Source organism: Sphaerisporangium krabiense (assembly GCF_014200435.1).
GTDB lineage: Bacteria > Actinomycetota > Actinomycetes > Streptosporangiales > Streptosporangiaceae > Sphaerisporangium > Sphaerisporangium krabiense.
The window spans coordinates 508998-527721 of record NZ_JACHBR010000001.1 but is presented as its reverse complement, the minus strand read 5'-3'; the positions used below and the strand labels follow the sequence as shown (position 1 = coordinate 527721).

The following is an 18724-nucleotide window of genomic DNA, read 5'->3' as shown; positions in this document are numbered from 1 at the left end:
GGGGCCGCCGTGCAGCCCCTTCCTCCGCCGGGTGCCCCCGTCCCCGGCTCCGTCTCGGGAACCGACGCCTTCGGAACCGCCTTCGGGACGACCTCCGGAAGCGCCTCTGGAACCACCTCCGGGACCGCCCCGGGCACCGGTGCCCCGGGCACCGCGGCGGCGGCCGTCCAGCCGGACGGTCCGGGCCCGTCCTGGCCGCAGGGCCCCGCCGCGCCGCCCGCCCTGTCCGTCCCCAAGGGCGGCGGCGCGATCCGCGGGCTCGGCGAGAAGTTCAGCGCCAACCCGGCCACCGGCACCGGCACCCTCACCGTGCCGATCCCCACCACCCCCGGCCGCTCCGGCTTCGGCCCCCGGCTGGCCCTCCACTACGACTCGGTCGCGGGCAACGGCCCCGTCGGCCTCGGCTGGACCCTCGGCCTCCCCATGATCACCCGCAAGACGGACAAGGGCCTGCCCCGCTACCAGGACGCGACGCCGGGGTCCGAAGGTCTGTCCGGCGATGGTGAGGACGTGTTCGTGCTGTCCGGCGCGGAGGATCTCGTCCCTGTCCTCTCCTCTGACGGCGCCCGGTGGCGTCGCCGGCCCGTGCACCGCATGGAGGGGGGCCGCCGTTATCGGGTGGAGCGGTACCGGCCGAGGGTCGAGGGGCAGTACGCACGGGTCGAGCGCTGGACCGCGGTCGAGAGCGGCGAGCAGCACTGGCGCACGATCACCGCGGACGGCGTCACCCACCACTTCGGGCTCACCGCGCGGAGCAGGATCGCCGACCCCGACGCGCCGGGGCGCGTCTTCACCTGGCTGCTGAGCCGCAGCCACGACACCTCGGGGAACCTGGTCCTCTACGAGTACAAGCCCGAGGACGACGCCGGCGTGGACCTCGGCCTCCCGCACGAGCGCCGCCGCTCCCCGGCCGCCCGCACCGCCAACCGCTACCTGAAACGCGTCCGCTACGGCAACCGCACCCCCTACACGCCCACCCCCGTCCCTGATCCGCACGAGTCCACCCCGTCGGCCGGGATCGACGGGGATCTGGCGCGCGGCGATGTGGGCGAGTGGTTGTTCGAGGTCGTGCTCGATTACGGGGAGCATGACGGGGACGCGCCGACGCCGCGTGAGGATCGGGAGTGGAGCCGCCGGGCCGATCCGTTCTCCAGCTACCGGGCGGGGTTCGAGGTGCGGACCTACCGGCTGTGCCGGCGGGTGCTCATGTTCCACCACTTCCCCGGCGAGCCCGGGGTGGGGGAGGACTGCCTGGTCCGGGCGACCGAGCTGGCCTACCGGGGCGATCCGGGCCGGGGCGAGCGGGTGCTGACCGTCCTGGAGGCCGTCCGCCCGTGGGGGTACCGCCGCCGGGACGACGGCGGCTACGTGCGGCGCGGCATGCCCCCGGTCGAGTTCGGCTACGCGACGCACGGCGCGGACACCGGCCCGCACGTCGCCGACCCCGGTCCCCTCGCCACCCTGCCCGGCGCCGAGTCCGTCCCGCCCGGCACGGTCCCGGCCCGGTGGGCGGACCTGGACGGCGACGGCCTGCCCGGCATCCTCGCCGACCAGGGCGGCACGTGGTTCTACGCGGCCAACCTCGGCGAGGGCCGGTTCGCCGCGCCCCGCCAGGTGGCCACGCTGCCGTCGGGGGCCGCGCTCCCCGGATGGCCGGCCGGCCCTGCCCTGCGGTCGGCCGCGCGCCGGGCCGCCGCCTCGGCCACGCTCGCCGACCTGGACGGGGACGGCCGCCTGGAGTTCGTCCGGCTGTCCGGCCCCGCGCCCGGGTACGTCGAGCGTGACGGCAAGGGCGGCTGGTCGGCGTTCGCCCCGTTCGAACGCCGTCCCACGGCGGACGTCACGGCCCCGTACACGCAACTGGCCGACCTGACCGGGGACGGCCTCGCCGACCTGCTGGTCACGCAGGACGACGGCGTCACCTGGTATCCGGGACGCGGGCTCGCGGGCTTCGACCCGGCGCGGCGCGCCTTCTTCGCCGGCGCCGACCCGCTGACGGGCGTGTGGGAGCCGTTGCTGCTGCACACCGACCCCACCGAGGCGGTGTATCTGGCGGACATGTCGGGCGACGGGCTGGCCGACCTGGTGCGGGTGCGCCCGGGGGAGGTGCGCTACCACCCGAACCTGGGGTACGGCCGGTTCGGCTCCGCCGTGGTGATGGACCACTCGCCGTGGCTGGACGGGCCCGGCGCGTTCGACCAGCGCCGCGTCCGCCTGGCCGACGTGGACGGGTCCGGCACCACCGACCTGCTCTACCTGCACGCCGACGGCGTCCACATCTACCCCAACGCCGCGGGCAACGCCTTCGCCGATCGCCGCGTTCTCGGCCCCGGGTTCCCGCGCGCCGACTCCCTGGCCGACGTCGCCGTCCTGGACCTGCTCGGCCGCGGGACCGCCTGCCTGGTCTGGTGGAGCCCCCTACCCGTGGAAACGGGGCGGCGGCTGCGCTACCTCGACCTCACCGGCGGCGTGAAGCCCCACCTGCTCACCCGGGTCCGCAACAACCTCGGCGCCGAGACACTGCTGACGTACGCCTCCTCGACCCGCTTCGGCCTGGCCGACCGCGCCGCCGGACGACCGTGGCGCACGCGCCTGCCGTTCCCGGTCCACGTGGTCGAGAGGGTGGAGGTACGCGACCTGATCACCCGGACCCGGCGGGTCAGCCGGTACGTCTACCACGACGGCCGCTACGACGGCGAGGAACGCGAGTTCACCGGCTTCGGCATGGTCGAACAGTACGACGACGAAACCTTCCCCACGCCGTCCGGCCCCGGCGGCGAACTCCGGCCCCCGGACCCCACGCCCACCGCTGGCGACGCGCCGGTCAATGACCACGCCCAACTCGCTGAGAACCCAGCACATCAGGACGATGCATGGACCGGTAGGGCTGTGCCGGGTACGGGCCATGCGCGGATCAGTGGGGGGCCGCTGGGCGGCGAGCGTTCGCTGCTTGGTGAGGCCATGGCTGAGCAGGTTTCGCCGGATATATCTGAATATGTACGGGTTCCGCCGGTGCTGACCCGTACCTGGTTCCACACCGGCGACCCGGATCTGACCCTGCCGGATCCCTTCCCCGGTGACCCGCCCGCCCCCCGGCACGCGATCCCGTCCGCGGTGCGCCTGCCCGGCGGGCAGGACGTGCCCTGGCCGGTGGGCAGGGAGGATGACCGGCAGGCATGGCGGGCGCTGCGCGGGGTGGCTCTGCGTCGGGAGACGTACGGGCTGGACGGGGCGGCGGCGCAGGAAGTGCCGTACGAGAGCGTCCACTCCGCCTACACCGTCGAGTTGCTCCAGCCGAGGACGGCCGGGCAGCCGTACGCCGTGCTGGCCCGCCACCCCCGTGAGACCGTGACCGTGCACCGCGAGCGCGGCGACGACCCCAGGATCGGCCACGAACTGGTGCTCGCCGTGGACGACTTCGGCCAGGCCACCCACACCCTCACCGCCGCCTACGGCCGCCACCCCGGCGCCGGGCGGCGCACCGCGCCGGAGCTGTCGCCCGAGGACGTGGCCCGGCAGCAGCGCACGCACCTCATGGAGCAGCGGACGGAGTACACCAACGCGGTGGACGGGCCCGACGCCTACCGGGCGCCGCAGCCGGCGCAGCGACGCGAGGCCGAGATCCTCGGCCTTCGCCCCACAGGCCCGCTCTTCACGCTAAAAACGCTGACCACCGCACTCCGCGACCCGTCACGCCTACAGGAGGTGCCCTTCACCGAGTGGGACACCGGCGCACGTCTGGGGGAGGTTCCGTCCGCGGAATGGGACACCGGCGCACGCCTGGAGGTTTCGCCCGCCGGATGGGACACCGGGGCACGTCTGGAGGAGGTTCTGCCCGCCGCGTGGGAGGCTGGCGCGCGAGCGGCCGCGCGTCCTGCTCGGCGTGAGGTTGGGCGGGCTCGGATCTTTTATCGGGCCGACGACCTCGGGGGACGGCTTCCGCTGGGCGTTCAGGAGTCGCGTGGCCTGCCCGACCAGGCGTATCGGCTGGCGCTGACCCCGGACGTCGTCCGCGCCCTGTACGGCGGCCGGGTGGACGGCGCCGCGCTCGCCGCGGCCGGGTACGCCGCCGACGAGCACGGCTGGTGGACGCCGTCCGGCCGCGCCCGCCACGCCCCGCCCGGCGAGGACGAGCTCGCCGCCGCCGTGGCGCACTTCTTCGTGCCCAGGGTCTTCCTGGACCCGTTCGACGCGGCGACCACGGTGGACTACGACCGTTACGACCTGCTTCCGCTGTCCACCCGCGACGCGCTGGGCAACGTGGCGAGCGCGGGCGAGCGCGACGCCGAGGGCCGGGTGCGCGGCGGCGGCCTGGACTACCGGGTGCTCCAGCCGCGCCTGATCAGCGATCCGAACGGCAACCGCGTCGCCGTCGCCTTCGACGCGCGCGGCCTGGTCGCCGGGACCGCGATCCTCGGCCGCGCCGACGACCCGACGGGGGACTCGCTCGACGGGTTCGACCCCGACCCCGACGAGGCGACCGTGCTCGGCTATTTCGCCGACCCGCGCGACCTGGCCGGGCCGCTGCTGGGCCGGGCGACCGGCCGCCTGCTGACCGACCCGTTCGCCTTCGCCCGCGACCGGGACGCCGTCCGCCCGCATCCTCCGGCCGCCGCCGCGCTGGCCCGCGAGCGGCACGCGGGCGACCTCGGCGCGGAGTCCCCGGTTCAGCAGACCTTCACCTACTCCGACGGGTTCGGGCGCGAGATCCAGACCAAGAGCCCCGCGGAACCGGCCCCCGACCGGCCGGGCCAGGCCCGGTGGGCGGGCAGCGGGTGGACCGTGTTCACCACCAAGGGCAAGCCACTGCGCACCTACGAGCCGTTCTTCTCCCCGACCCACCTGTACGAACCGGACCGGCGGCACGGCGTGAGCTCGGTGCGCTGCTACGACGCCCTCGAACGCGTCGTCGCGCTGCTGCACCCGGACGGCACCTGGTCCAAGCAGGTCCTGGCCCCGTGGCGGCAGGTCGCGTGGGACGTCAACGACACCGTGCTCCTCGACCCGGCCCGGGACCCGGACGTCGGCGGCCTGCTGGCCCCGCTGGTGCGGGCCGAGGAACGCGCGGGCTGGCGCCGCTGGTACCCGCCGCGCGCCTCCGGCGAGCTCGGGCCGCAGGAACGGCGCGCCGCCCTGCTCGCGGCCGGGCACGCCGCGACCCCGGTCACCACCGACTTCGACGCCCTGGCCCGCGCCTGCCGCGTGGTCGCCCACAACCGCCTCGACCCGGACCCGCGAGGCCCGGCCGGCGCGGACTCCGCCGGCCGGGCGGGTGCCGTCGACGTGTGGTACGCGACGCGGAACCTGCTCGACGCGGAGGGCACGGTGCGGGCGGTCGTGGACCCGCTCGGCCGCACGGTGGCGCGCAACGACGTCGATCTGCTCTCCCGGGGCGGCCTCGCCGGGGACATGGACGCGGGCGAGCGCCGGCAACTCCTGGACGTGACCGGCGTGCCGGTGATCACCTGGGACGCGCGCGGCCACCGCACCCGGGTGGAGCTCGACGCGCTGCGCCGCCCGGTGCGCTCGCTGGTGTCCGGCGGCGCCCTGACCGGCGAGATCCTGCGTGAGCTGGTCGTGTACGGCGAGAGCGTGCCGGGCGGGGAGCGGCGCAACCTGCGCACCCGGGTCGCCGAACGCCGCGACGGCGCGGGGGTCGCCACCTTCGACGCCTACGACGCGCAGGGCAACCTGGCCAGAACCACGCGGCGGCTGACCGCCGGCTTCCAGGATCTGCCCGACTGGTCCGGCGACGTCGAGCTGGAGGCGCGCCCGCATGTGTCGCTCACCCGGCACGACGCGCTCAACCGCCCCGTGGAGCTCACCCTCCCGGACGGCACCGTCCAACGCCTCGCCTACAACGCCGCCAACCTCCTGGAACGCCTGGACGCCACCCTTCCGGACATCCCGGATCCCGGCGGCCGTCCGGACGCGGAGGGTGGCGCGGAAGGCGGGCGGGAGGAGACCTTCGTCGCGGGGGTGGAGTACAACGCGCGCGGGCAGCGGGTCGAGGTCCGGCACGGCAACGGGGTCAGCACGCGGTACACCTACGACCCGCGCACGTTCCGGCTGGTCCGGCAGCACACCAGCGCGGCCGGAGGGGCGGGGGCGCGCGGTCGCGAGGTTCTGCAGGATCTGCGGTTCTTCCACGACCCCGCGGGCAACATCGTCCGCGCCGAGGACCACGCGCGCCAGGACGTCTTCTTCCGCAACCGGCACGTCGAGCCGCACGCCTCCTACCGCTACGACGCGCTCTACCGGCTCGTCGAGGCGACGGGACGCGAGCACCTCGGCCAGATCGGCGGCCCGCCCGCCCGCGCGGGGCTGAGCCCCGTCCCGCACCCCGCCGACGGCGCGGCCCTCGCCCGGTACACCCAGCGCTTCCGGTACGACCCCGTCGGGAACCTGCTGCGCGTCACGCACCGCAACGCGGCCGACTCCGCCACGGGCTGGACCCGCGAGTACGTCTACGACCAGCCCAGCCGCCTGGAGCCCGGCCGCACGGGCAACCGGCTCGGCGGCCTCGGTGACGAGCGGAGGTTCTCCTACGACGAGCACGGCGATACCGTCCACCTGCCCGGGGTGGGGGACCTGGCGTGGACGCCCGAGGACCAGATCTCCCAGGTATCGCGCGTGGCCGACGGCGGCACGCAGACCACCCACTACGTCTACGACGCGAGCGGACGGCGGGTTCGCGCGGTGACCATCCGCAGGTCGTCCTCCGGTCCGGCGAGCCCGGTACACGAGCGCGTCTACCTGGGCGGATACGAGATCGCCCGCGCGTTCACCCCGGACGGCGGCGTGGAGGTGCGGCGCGACACCGTGCACGTGCTGGACGGCGAGCGCAGGGTCGCGCTGGTCGAGACCCGCGCGGCCGGGCGCGACCGCGGGCCGGTGCGGCTGGTCAGGTACCAGATGGACGACCAGCTCGGCTCCGCGCGGTTGGAACTGGACGACGAGGCGCGCGTGCTGTCGGCCGAGGAGTACCACCCGTACGGCACCACGGCGCTGTTCGCCGCGGCGCCCGGCGTCGAGGCGCCCAAGCGGTACCGGTACACCGGCAAGGAACGCGACCCCGAGACCGGCCTGTACTACTACGGGGCGCGCTACTACGCCCCGTGGCTCGGCCGGTGGGTGAGCTGCGACCCGGCGGGCCTCACCGCCGGGCTGAACCGGTACGAGTACGTCCAAGGGCGGCCGATCATCGCCAACGACCCGGACGGGGCGTTCCTCAACTTCATCGTGCAGGCCGTGGTCGGGGCGGCGATCGGCGCCGTGGTCGGCGGCGGGGTCGAGGCGATCCGGCAACTGGTCACCGAGGGCAAGATCAGCGACTGGGGACGGGTCGGGGCCGCGGCGGCCGGCGGCGCCGTCACCGGGGCCATCGCCGGGCTGACCGGCGGCGCGAGCCTCGGCGTGCAGGCGGCCGGGGTCGCGGTGGGGGCCGCGGCCGGCGGCATCGTGACCCGGGCGATCAACGGGGAGCGGCAGACGGTGGGGGCCGTGGTGGTGGACGCGGCCATCGGCCTGGTGACGTTCGGCGTGATCAAGGGCGCGGGCGCCGGGATACGGGCGCTGCGCGCTCCCGCGGCGTCCGGCGCGGCGTCGGGCGGGGCGGCCGCGGGCGGCGAGGCGGCGGCGGGGCGCGCCGCGGGAGGCGGCGGCGGGGCGGGCGCCCGTAGCGTCGCCACCCGCGCGGCGGCGGGGGAGATCCCGCCGAAGCCGAGCGTGCCGCCGTGGCCGGAGCAGTTCAAGAACCTCAACGAGTTCGGGAAGGCGTTCGGCTGGGGCAGCCAGCTCAGCCGCGAGGAGTCCCGCGCCCTGGCCAGGGCGTTCCCGCAGGGACGGCTCCAGGAGCTCGGGCTCACGCGGGAGATGCTGGAGCAGTGGCGGGCCTTCTACCGGTACCTGGAGAGGTTCGAGCCGCGCAACCCGACCGCGCCCGGGCGCGCCGCGTTCCTGGACGAGCTCATGACGCGGTTCTTCCCCACGCCGGGGCAGGCGGCGGCCGGCGCGGCGACGCCCGCGGCGGCCGGGGCCGTGGCCGCCGGGGCGCAGCGCCACGAGGACGACGGCGCGGCGCCCGCGGGTCCGGCGAGCGCGGCGTCGCCCGGTGGCGGCGGTCAGCCGGGCGCCGGACAGACGGATCAGCCCGGGGCCACGCCCGGGGGCCGGTCCGGCGGCGGAGGTGCGGCGGGCCAGGGCGAGCGCGGCTCCGACGGGGGGCCGCTCCAGCTTCGCCGCCGCCTGGACACCCCGGGCGGCTCCCGGATCCAGCTCTTCCCCGGAACCTGGAACGGCCCGGCCACCACGCCGAACCCCCGCGCGGTGGAACCCGCCCCCGCCACTCCTGTCCTGGAACTCAGGTTCTGATCAGAGCGCGCGCTCGTGCTTCAGCAGCCATTCCTTGACGTGCGGGCCGTAGTAGTAGCCGCCGAAGCCGCCCCCCTGGGGCAGGACGCGGTGGCAGGGGACGAAGGGAGCGATCAGGTTCTGCGCGCAGGCCGATCCGGCCGCGCGGGCGCCCGTCCTCGGCAGCCCGGCGCGCTCGGCCAGTTCGGCGTAGCTGACGGTCGTCCCGGCGGGGACGGCGCGCAGGGCCGTGAGCAGCCGCTGCCGGGTGGGCGTGCCCGGCTGCTCGACCGGCAGGGCGTCCAGCGCGAACAGGTCGCCGTCGAGGTAGTTCCGCACGGCCTCGGCGGGCTTGCCGAGGTCGTCCACGACCCGCAGGGGCAGCGCCCTGAGCGCGGGGGAGAGCCGGGCGAACATCTCGCCGGGGTCGGCGGTGAAGCCGGCGGCGACCAGCACCTCCCCGTGGACCAGCAGCGACAGCGGGCCGGCCGGGGTGGGCAGGACCTGGGCGTCGATCGTCATGGCGAGCTCCAAAGGTGGGTGGCGGCGTACGCCCGCCAGGGGCGCCACCGTTCGATGTCGTCTTCGGTGATGCCGAGGGCCTTCATCGCCTTGCGCAGCCCGAGGTCGCCCGCCGGCCAGGCGTCGGGGTCGCGCAGGGCGCGCATCGCGATGTAGCCGGTGGTCCACGGGCCGATGCCCGGGACGGCCATCAGCCGGGCGGCCGTCTCGGCCGGGTCGGCGCCGCCGTCGAGGTGGATCTCTCCGGTGGCCGCCTTCTCGGCGAGGATCTTGAGGGTTTCGATCCGCCGCCCGGTCAGCCCGAGCCCGGTGAGGTCGGCCTCGGCCAGCCGCGCCGCGCTCGGGAACAACAGGTGCGGCCGGTCGGCGGCCGGCACATCCCCGCCCGCCTTGCCATGCCCGTAGGCGGGTCCGTCCACGAGCCCGTCCGTGTGCCCGTCGGCATGCCCGTCCACCGGTCCGTCCATGGGCCCGGCCGAGACGCCGTCGGGGCCGTCCGCCGGGGTGATGTCGCAGGGCTTGGCGGGGGAGCCGGCGCGGGCGGCGATGCGGCCGAGCAGCGTCCGTGCCCCGGCCACGGACACCTGCTGGCCCACCACCGCGCGCACCGCCAGCTCGAACCCGTCGAACGCGCCCGGCACACGCAGCCCCGGCCGCCGTTCGACCAGCGGGCGCAGCGCGGTCGTGCGCAGCGCCTCGGCGATCGCGCCCGGGTCGGCGTCCAGGTCGAGCAGGCGGCGGCAGCGCGCGACGATCCTGGCCAGGTGGCGGGTGTCGTCCAGCGTCACCGAGAGCTTGACGTGGCCGGCCGCGGGCGTCAGCGTGATGATCCCCCCGGGAACGGCCCGGCGGTACAGCGTGCCGGTCGCGTACTCGACGCCGGGGACGGCCCGTGCGGCGAGGAACGCCAGCAGGGTCCCGGCGTCGTAGGGCTCGCGGTGGCCGAGCCGCAGCGTGAGCGTGGCGGGCGTGCCCTGCACGGGGGATCTGGCGGCTCGGGACAGGGGGCCGGAGGCGGCGCGCAGCTCGCCGGGCGCGAACCCGTACGCCTCCTTCATGGTCGCGTTGAACTGCCGCACGCTGCCGAACCCCGCGGCGAACGCCACGTCCGTGATCGGCAGGGAGGTCTCGGTCAGCAGTTGCTTGGCCAGCAGCAGCCGGCGGGTGCGCGCCACGGCCAGCGGTCCGGCGCCGAGGCGGGCGGTGAAGAGGCGGTGCAGGTGGCGTTCGGTCACGTGCAGGCGGCCGGCGAGCCCGGCCACGCCCCACTCGTCGGCGACGCCGTCGTCGATCAGCCGCAGCGCCCGTCCCACCAGGTCGGCGGCCACGTCCCACCCCGGGTCGCCCGGGCTGAGCTCGGGACGGCACCGGCGGCACGGCCGGAAGCCCGCGGCCTCCGCGGACGCGGCGTGCCGGTAGAACCTGACGTTCTGCCGCGCCGGGGTCCGCGCGGGGCAGATGGGGCGGCAGTAGATCCCGGTCGAGGTCACGGCCGTGAAGAACCGGCCGTCGAACCGCGTGTCCCGCGCGCTGACCGCCCTGTAGCAGGAGTCGAAGTCGAGCATCTGATGTGGGGTCACGAACATGACGATATGCGCTGCTCCACGGCGGTCGCTGGCGGAAATCGGACCTCGCCGTGGATCACGTCGCCGTCACTTGGTGGAGATGCCGACCCCCAGGTCGAACTCACGGTAGACGCGCGCCCAGAAGCCGTCGCGCAGCCAGACCCGGGCCTCGGGGTAGGGGCGCAGCGAGTGGCCGAGCTCCTTCTCCGCCTCGATGAGCAGCTCGGTGTCGATGACGGTGGGCAGCAGCGGGCCGGGGAGCAGGTCGCGGATGTTGTCGCGCCCGCGGGTGAGGATCCACTTCTGGGCGACGTGCTCGCCGACCTCCTCGACCCTCGGGCGGCTCGGGCCGAGCTTGGTGACCTGGCCGGGCTGCTTGACCGGCGCCTTGGGGGCGAGCGAGGTACGCCCGGCGAACACCTGGGCGGGCGACGGCGGCGCGGGCGGGGCGGCGGGGACGACCTGGGTGGCGCGGCTGAAGTAGGGGCGCAGGAAGTCGGCGCCGAGCTCCTCGACGGTGTCGGACTCCCAGACGAGGCGTTCGGCCTGGTTGGTGCCGTAGGGCGGCTCGACGCCCCACAGGTGGATGCGCACCCCGAAGGTCTGCGCGGCCTCCACGGCGGGGACCATGTCCTCGTCGCCGGCGATCAGGATGGTGTCGCTCACCGCGTGGTGGCGGGCCAGGGCCTCGAGGTCGCTGCGGATCTGCGCGTCGACGCCCTTCTGCTGCCCGCGGGCGTTGAGGTTGCCGAGCCGTACCTTGACCCACGGGAGCTGGGCGATGACCCGCTGGTCGACGGTCGGCACGCGGTCGCGGGCGGCGTCGTACCAGTAGACGCGCAGGAGCTCTCCCGGAATCCGCTCCATGGCGTGCTTCTTGAGTGCTTGGATGAGCTCGTCGGCGGCGACGCGGTATTCCTTGCGCTCCTTGGCGCCCAAGAGGACCTCGCCCGCCGCGGCGTAGAGGTACCCGACGTCCACGAGGACGGCGTATTTCGCCGCTACGGGATGCGGTGTGAGGTCCGGGATTGCCATGCTTCTCCTCCAGGGCCTCGGGTCTCAGGCGATGATCGGCTGACTATATTCCCCCATTTCTAGATAGTCCCAACTCTTGGCTCGCTTGACACCCACTTCCAAAGATCTAATGGGGTCGTGAGCTCGCTCGCCACGCCCCTGAGCCCGAGGTCAGCGCCGTTCTCATCTGGTAAGCGGGCTTACGCCACAATCCTGGCTTTTGCGGGGCTTGCGGGGAAGTGGCGGCTCTTGCGGAGACCGCGATGACGAGCGCGGCCACCTCTTCCGGCGTGGCCGCGCCGTGCACGATCGTCAGGTAGGGCTGATCCATGCGGCGCTCTCCTACAGCGGGATGTTGCCGTGCTTCTTCGGCGGCAGCGCGGCGCGCTTGTTGCGCAGCGCCCGCAGCGCCCGGACGATCTGGACGCGGGTGTGCGAGGGGCGGATCACCGCGTCCACGTACCCCCGCTCGGCCGCCAGGTAAGGGTTGGCGAGCGTGTCCTCGTAGTCGGCGATCAGGCGGGCGCGCTCGCTCTCCGGGTCCTCGGCCGTGGACAGCTCGCGGCGGTACAGGATGTTGACCGCGCCCTGCGCGCCCATCACCGCGATCTGCGCCGTCGGCCAGGCCAGGTTGACGTCCGCGCCGAGGTGCTTGGAGCCCATGACGTCGTAGGCGCCGCCGTACGCCTTGCGGGTGATCACGGTGACCAGCGGCACCGTCGCCTCGGCGTAGGCGTACAGCAGCTTGGCGCCGCGCCGGATGATGCCGTTCCACTCCTGGTCGGTGCCGGGCAGGAAGCCGGGCACGTCCACGAACGTCAGCACGGGGATGTTGAAGGCATCGCAGGTGCGGACGAACCGGGCGGCCTTCTCGGAGGCGGCGATGTCCAGCGTGCCCGCGAAGCTCATCGGCTGGTTGGCGACCACGCCGACCGAGTGCCCCTCGACCCGGCCGAACCCGACCACGATGTTCGGCGCGAACCCGGCGTGGATCTCCAGGAACTCGCCGTCGTCCAGGACGTGCTCGATCACCGTGTGCATGTCGTACGGCTGGTTGGCCGAGTCCGGGATCAGCGTGTCCAGCTCGTGGTCCAGGTCGGTGACGGTCAGGTCCGCAGGGGCGTCGAAGACCGGCACCTCGTCCAGGTTGTTGGACGGCAGGTACGACAGCAGGGCGCGGGCGAACTCCAGGCAGTCGGCCTCGTCCGCGGCCTCGTAGTGCGCGACGCCCGATCTGGAGTTGTGGGTGTGCGCCCCGCCCAGCTCCTCGAACGTGACCTCCTCGCCGGTCACCGTCTTGATCACGTCAGGGCCGGTGATGAACATGTGCGACTTCTCGCGCACCATGAGCACGAAGTCGGTGAGCGCGGGGGAGTAGACCGCGCCGCCCGCGCACGGCCCCATGATCAGCGAGATCTGCGGGATCACGCCCGAGGCGTGCACGTTGCGCTTGAAGATCTCGGCGTAGAGCCCCAGCGAGACCACGCCCTCCTGGATGCGGGCGCCTCCGGAGTCGTTGATGCCCACCACCGGGCAGCCCGTCTTCAGGGCGTGGTCCATGACCTTCACGATCTTCTCGCCGAAGACCTCGCCGAGCGAGCCGCCGAACACCGTGAAGTCCTGCGCGAAGACCGCGACCGGGCGGCCCGCCACCGTGCCGTGGCCGGTGACCACGCCGTCGCCGTACGGCCGCTCGCGGTCCAGGCCGAAGTTGGACGACCTGTGCCGGGCCAGCTCGTCGAACTCCACGAACGAGCCTTCGTCGAGGAACTCGATCACCCGCTCGCGCGCGGTCATCTTGCCCTTGGCGTGCTGCTTCTCCACCGCGCGCGCGGAACCGGCGTGGGCGGCCTCGTCGAGGCGGCGCTCCAGGTCGGCGATCTTGCCCGCGGTGGTGTGCAGGTCGACGCCTTCGATATGGGGCACGGGCTCAGCGCTCATGCCCCGTAGGTTAGTCCTCCGGCGGGCGCCGCCGTCGCCCGGAGCCGCCGTACGCGGCGCGTGGCTAGAGTAACGGGCATGACCGACCTCGCCGGCACGCCCGGCCCCGCGGAGCCCGGCGGGTCGCCCCCGGCCGTCCGCACGCGCGGCCTGTTCAAGCGGTTCGGCGCGCAGGTCGCGGTCGCCGGAGTCGATCTGGCGGTGCCGCGCGGCGGCTTCGCCGGCCTCGTCGGGCCGAACGGCGCGGGGAAGACCACCACCCTCAGCATGATCACCGGCCTGCTGCGGCCGGACGGCGGCACCGCCGAGGTCGCGGGCATGGACGTCTGGCGGGACCCGGTCGCGGTGAAGTCCCAGGTCGGGGTGCTCCCCGAGGGGCTTCGCCTGTTCGAGCGGCTGTCCGGGCGCGAGCTGCTCTCCTACAACGGCCAGATCCGCGGCATCCCCAAGGACGAGGTCGCCCGGCGCGCGGAGGAACTGCTCAAGGTCATGGACCTGTCCGGGGCGGCCGACAAGCTCGTGGTCGACTACTCGACCGGCATGCGCAAGAAGATCGGGCTGGCCGCCGCCCTGCTGCACAACCCGAAGGTGCTCTTCCTCGACGAGCCGTTCGAGGGCGTCGACCCGGTCAGCGCCAACACGCTCGTCGAGGTGCTCCGCCGCTACACCGCCTCCGGCTCGACGATCGTGTTCTCCAGTCACGTCATGGAGCTGGTCGAGCGGCTGTGCGACTGGGTGTCGGTGATGAACCTCGGGCGCATCGTCGCCCAGGGGCCCCTCGCCGAGATCCGCGGCGGCGGCACGCTCAACGCGGCGATCCTCGACCTGGTCGGCGCGCGCGGCAACGGCGAGGAGGGCCTGTCGTGGCTCGGCTCTTCGTCCGGCTGAAGCTGCGCCTGATCGCGGGGAGCCTGCGCGGCGACCTCATGCGCCAGGTCGGCTTCGTGGTCACGCTGGTCGCCGCCCTGCTCATCGGCTGCGGCGGTCTCCTGCTGATGAGCCTGCTGCGCCTGGCGCCGCCGGACGTCGCGCGCGACATCGGCGTCGTGACGTTCACCGCGCTCACCCTTCTCTGGATCGTCGCCCCGCTGATGGCCTTCGGCGTGGACGAGACGCTCGACCCCGCGCGGCTGGCCCTGTTCCCGCTGACGCCCCGGCAGATGGCCGCCGGCATGTTCGCCGCCTCCGCCGCCGGGCCCTGGCCGCTCGCCTCGCTGCTGGTCCTGCTGGGCGTCGTGGCGGGGCTGGCCCGCGGGATCACGGGCCTGCTGATCGGCCTGGTCGCCGTCGTCCTGCAAGGGGCGCTGTGCCTGGTCGCCTCGCGGGCGGTCACCACGGCGCTGTCGCGCCTGCTGCGCAGCAGGCGGGGCCGCGACCTGCTCGCCCTCGGCGTCGTCGCCGTCATCCTGCTGAGCCAGCTCCCGAACCTGCTGCTCAGCCGCGGGTACGGCGAGGACGCCCGCGCGATGCTCGCCGGGCTCGCCGGAGCGGTCCGCTGGGGGCCGCCCGGCATGGCCGCGCACGCCATCGCGGACGGCGGGCCGGCCGGCCTGGCGGAGCTCGCCGCCGTCGCCGTGGTCGTGCTCGTCCTGGCCTGGGTGTGGATCCGGGTCCTCCGGAACGCCATGGTCACCGCGGACGCCTCCACGCAGGCGGGCGCGGTGCGCGGCGACCGCCTGGAGCGGCTGCTGCCCGGCGGGCCGCTCGGCGCCGTCGTGGCCAAGCAGCTCAAGTACCTGCGCCGCGAGCCCCGGGGCCGCATGGGCTGGCTGGCGGCGATCGGCGTCTCCGTAGTGATCATCTTCACCGCCGGCGGCGCGGCGGCGGGGCCGGAGTCCACGTGGAGCGTCGTCGGGCCCGTGTGCCTGGCGGCGCTGATGATCGGGCTCCAGTCCGCCAACCTGTTCGGCGCCGACGGCGGCGCCCTGTGGATGAACGCGCTCGCCTTCTCCTCCGCCCGTGAGCTGCGCACCGACCTCGCCGGGCGGCAGCTCGCCGTCGCGCTCGTCGGCGTGCCGCTGCTGGCCGTGCTGGCCCTCGCCGCCGCGCTGGTGGCCGGCGACCTGCCCGCGCTGCCGCCCGCCCTGCTCGCCGGCACCAGCCTGCTCCTGATCGGCCTGGGGGTGGGCACGCTGGTCAGCGTGCTGTTGCCGTACACCTTCCCCGAGCGCCTGAACGCCTTCTCCGGCGCGGCCCCGGGCCAGGGCCCGGTGGCGATGGCCGGCTCGTTCGGCGCCATGACCGCCACGAGCCTGCTGGCCTTCCCGGTGCTGCTGCCGATCTTCCTCGGCGCGAGCTGGGTCGCCGTCCTCGGGGTCGCCTACGGCGTCGGGATCGCCTTCGGCGGGCGGGTGCTCGCCGCCTCCATCGGATACGGCCGGCTGCCGGAGATCCTGGGCGCGGTCTCCCGGCCTGCCTGAACCCGCCGGCACATTGGTCTAGTCCAATAGGTGAGACGGTGTCCGGTCGCGCGCGGCGAGTGGATACCCTTCGTGCTATGGCCGCCACCGCTTCCCAGCAGGCAGACCGTTCTTCCGCCGAACGGAACAGCGCCGTCTCCGAGATGCCCGACGAGCTGCGCGCCGACGTGCGCATGCTCGGTGAATCGTTGGGCCGGGTGATCGCCGAGGACGGCGGGCCCGACCTGTTGTCCGATGTCGAACGCCTCCGCAAGGCCGTGATCGCCGCGCGCAGGCGAGAGGTCTCCGTGGACGAGGTGGCCGCCATGGTCGCCGCGTGGCCGATCGAGCGCAGCGTGCAGATCGCCCGGGCCTTCACCTGCTACTTCCACCTCGTCAACCTCGCCGAGGAGCACTACAGGATCCGCATCCTGAGGTCCAGGGACACCGGCGACTCCAGCGTGCCCGACTCCCTCGCCCAGGCCGTCGCCGAGCTGAAGCACGACCTCGGCGACGAGGAGCTGAACCGCCTCATCGCCGACCTCGAGTACCGTCCCGTGCTCACCGCCCACCCCACCGAGGCCCGCCGCCGCGCGGTCGCCACGGCCATCCAGCGCGTCAGCGCCCAGCTCGCCGAGTACAACGCCCCCGACCGCGGAGCCCAGGAACGCCAGGAGGCCCAACGCCGCCTGCTGGAAGAGATCGACCTGCTGTGGCGCACGGCCCAGCTCCGGCACACCAAGCTGGACCCGCTGGACGAGGTCCGCACCGCCATGTCCGCCTTCGACGAGACGCTGTTCCGCACGGTCCCGCGCGTCTACCGGGCCCTGGACGCCGCGCTCGCCGGCGGCTCCGGCACCCGCGAGCCCCGCGCCAGGGCGTTCATCCGCTATGGAAGCTGGATCGGCGGCGACCGGGACGGCAACCCCAACGTCACCGCCCGCGTCACCCGCGAGGCCGTGCTCATCCAGGCCGACCACGTGCTCACCGCCCTGGAGAACGCCACCACCCGCATCGGGCGCGCCCTCACCGTCGCCGCCGCCTACGGTCCCCCGGGCGAGGAGCTCTCCGGCCTGCTCGCCCAGGCCGCCGACGATCACCCCGAGCTGGCCTCCGAACTGGCCACCCGCGCGCCCGGCGAGCCGCACCGCCAGTGGCTGCTGTTCGTCGCCGCGCGCATCGCCGCGACCCGCCGCCGCGACCTCGACCTCGCCTACCGCTCGCCCGACGAGCTCCTGCGCGACCTGCGCGCCTGCCAGGCGTCCCTGGTCGCCGGCGGGGCCGCGCGCCAGGCGTACGGCGAGCTGCAGCACCTGATCTGGCAGGTCGAGACCTTCGGGTTCCACCTCGCCGAGCTGGAGGTCCGCCAGCACTCCCAGGTCCACGCCACCGCCCTTGAGGAACTTCGGGCGGGGAAGACCTCCGAGCGCACCGAGGAGGTCCTGGCGACGATCCGCATGATCGCCTGGATCCAGGAGCGCTTCGGGCCCCGCGCCTGCCACCGGTACGTCGTGTCCTTCACCCGGTCCTCCGAGGACATCGCCGCCGTCTACGAGCTGGCCGAGCACGCCCTCGGCTCCCGCGCGCCCGTCCTCGACGTCGTCCCGCTGTTCGAGTCGGGGGAGGACCTGGCCAACTCCGCGGACGTGCTCACCGGCATGCTCGCCCTGCCCGCCGTCCAGCGCCGCCTGGCCGAGGGGGGACGGCGCCTCGAGGTCATGCTCGGCTACTCCGACTCCGCCAAGGAGCTCGGCCCCGCCGCCGCCACCCTCAAGCTCTACGACGCCCAGGCCGAGCTGGCCGCGTGGGCGCTCGCCAACGACGTCCGGCTCACGCTCTTCCACGGCCGCGGCGGCGCGCTCGGCCGGGGCGGCGGCCCCGCCAACCGCGCCGTGCTCGCCCAGGCCCCCGGGTCGGTCGCGGGCCGGTTCAAGGTCACCGAGCAGGGCGAGGTCATCTTCGCCCGGTACGGCCACCCGGCCATCGCGCTGCGCCACATCGAGCAGGTCACCAACGCCGTCCTGCTCGCCTCCACCCCCTCGGTCGAGGCCCGCACGGGCGACGCCGCGGCCCGCTACCGCCTGCTGGCCGAGCGCGTGGCCTCCGCCTCCGAGCGCGCCTACCGCTCCCTGACCGAGGCGCCCGGGTTCCCCGAGTGGTTCGGCCTGGTCAGCCCGCTGGAAGAGATCGGCTCCCTGCGCCTCGGCTCCCGCCCGGCCCGCCGCGGCCTCGGCGCCCCCAAGTCCCTGGACGACCTCCGCGCCATCCCGTGGGTGTTCGCCTGGGCGCAGACCCGCGTCAACCTCCCCGGCTGGTACGGCCTCGGCAGCGGCCTCCTCGCCGCCACACGATCCCCCGGCGAGCCCGTCACGTCACCGTCCACGGACCCGGCGGCCTCCACCTCCGGCACCACCGGCCCGTCCGATCCCGGGGCCACCGAGGCGGACGGCCGCGCGGACCGGCCCGAGATCGGGCCGGGCATCGAGGAACTGCGGCGCGCCTACCGCGAATGGCCGCTGTTCGCCTCGCTCCTGGACAACGCCGAGATGTCCCTGGCCAAGACCGACCGCCAGATCGCCGCCCGCTACCTCGCCCTCGGCGGCCGCCAGGACTTCGCCGACCAGGTCCTCGCCGAGTACGACCTGACCCGCGAACTGGTCCTCGCCGTCACCGGCCACACCCGCCTGCTGGAGAGCCGGCGCGTCCTCTCCCGCGCCGTCCAACTCCGCGACCCCTACGTCGACGCCCTCTCCCACCTCCAACTCCGCGCGCTCTCCTCCCTCCGCGCCCCCGACGACCTCCCCGACGACGAGCGCGAACGCCTGGACACCCTCCTCCTCCTCACCGTCAACGGCGTGGCCGCCGGCCTCCAGAACACCGGCTGACGGCCGCGCGGCACACAACGGCAGGCGCCCGTACCGACCTCGGTAC

9 protein-coding genes are annotated in these 18724 nt (G+C 74.5%); 4 read left to right on the top strand and 5 right to left on the bottom strand.

Annotation, left to right across the window (positions count from 1 at the left end; all coding sequences use genetic code 11):
- The first annotated feature begins 9 nt into the window (after positions 1 to 9).
- The gene (locus BJ981_RS02200; protein WP_184608061.1) at positions 10 to 8373 is read left to right on the top strand and encodes a DUF4951 domain-containing protein; all 8364 of its coding nucleotides are present in this window, start codon (positions 10 to 12) and stop codon (positions 8371 to 8373) included.
- On the opposite strand, the gene BJ981_RS02195 is transcribed toward BJ981_RS02200, so the two are convergent.
- From BJ981_RS02195 to BJ981_RS02175, 5 genes are all read right to left on the bottom strand, one after another.
- Positions 8374 to 8874 (bottom strand): methylated-DNA--[protein]-cysteine S-methyltransferase, encoded by a 501-nt coding sequence (locus tag BJ981_RS02195; protein ID WP_184608060.1) that lies wholly within the window; start codon positions 8872 to 8874, stop codon positions 8374 to 8376.
- The gene (locus BJ981_RS02190; protein WP_372436891.1) at positions 8871 to 10454 is read right to left on the bottom strand and encodes a DNA-3-methyladenine glycosylase 2 family protein; all 1584 of its coding nucleotides are present in this window, start codon (positions 10452 to 10454) and stop codon (positions 8871 to 8873) included. Before BJ981_RS02190 ends, BJ981_RS02195 begins: the two co-directional genes overlap by 4 nt.
- A gap of 72 nt (positions 10455 to 10526) precedes the next feature.
- Positions 10527 to 11474 (bottom strand): NYN domain-containing protein, encoded by a 948-nt coding sequence (locus BJ981_RS02185; protein ID WP_184608059.1) that lies wholly within the window; start codon positions 11472 to 11474, stop codon positions 10527 to 10529.
- A 106-nt stretch (positions 11475 to 11580) separates the two neighbouring features.
- The gene (locus BJ981_RS39590) at positions 11581 to 11784 is read right to left on the bottom strand and encodes an acyl-CoA carboxylase subunit epsilon (protein ID WP_184608058.1); all 204 of its coding nucleotides are present in this window, start codon (positions 11782 to 11784) and stop codon (positions 11581 to 11583) included.
- An 11-nt stretch (positions 11785 to 11795) separates the two neighbouring features.
- Positions 11796 to 13394, bottom strand: a complete 1599-nt coding sequence (locus BJ981_RS02175; RefSeq protein ID WP_184608057.1) for an acyl-CoA carboxylase subunit beta — start codon at positions 13392 to 13394, stop codon at positions 11796 to 11798.
- Positions 13395 to 13472: 78 nt separating this feature from the next.
- On the opposite strand from BJ981_RS02175, the gene BJ981_RS02170 reads away from it, so the two are divergent.
- The 3 genes from BJ981_RS02170 to BJ981_RS02160 all read left to right on the top strand — a co-directional run bounded on the left by BJ981_RS02170 (position 13473) and on the right by BJ981_RS02160 (position 18678).
- Positions 13473 to 14282, top strand: coding sequence for an ABC transporter ATP-binding protein (locus BJ981_RS02170; RefSeq protein ID WP_184608056.1), 810 nt, complete (start codon positions 13473 to 13475; stop codon positions 14280 to 14282).
- A complete protein-coding gene (locus tag BJ981_RS02165; protein WP_184608055.1) occupies positions 14258 to 15814 on the top strand; it encodes a hypothetical protein in 1557 nt (518 codons plus the stop codon). Before BJ981_RS02170 ends, BJ981_RS02165 begins: the two co-directional genes overlap by 25 nt.
- 77 nt (positions 15815 to 15891) lie before the next feature.
- Positions 15892 to 18678 (top strand): phosphoenolpyruvate carboxylase, encoded by a 2787-nt coding sequence (locus BJ981_RS02160; RefSeq protein ID WP_184608054.1) that lies wholly within the window; start codon positions 15892 to 15894, stop codon positions 18676 to 18678.
- Positions 18679 to 18724 lie beyond the last annotated feature (46 nt).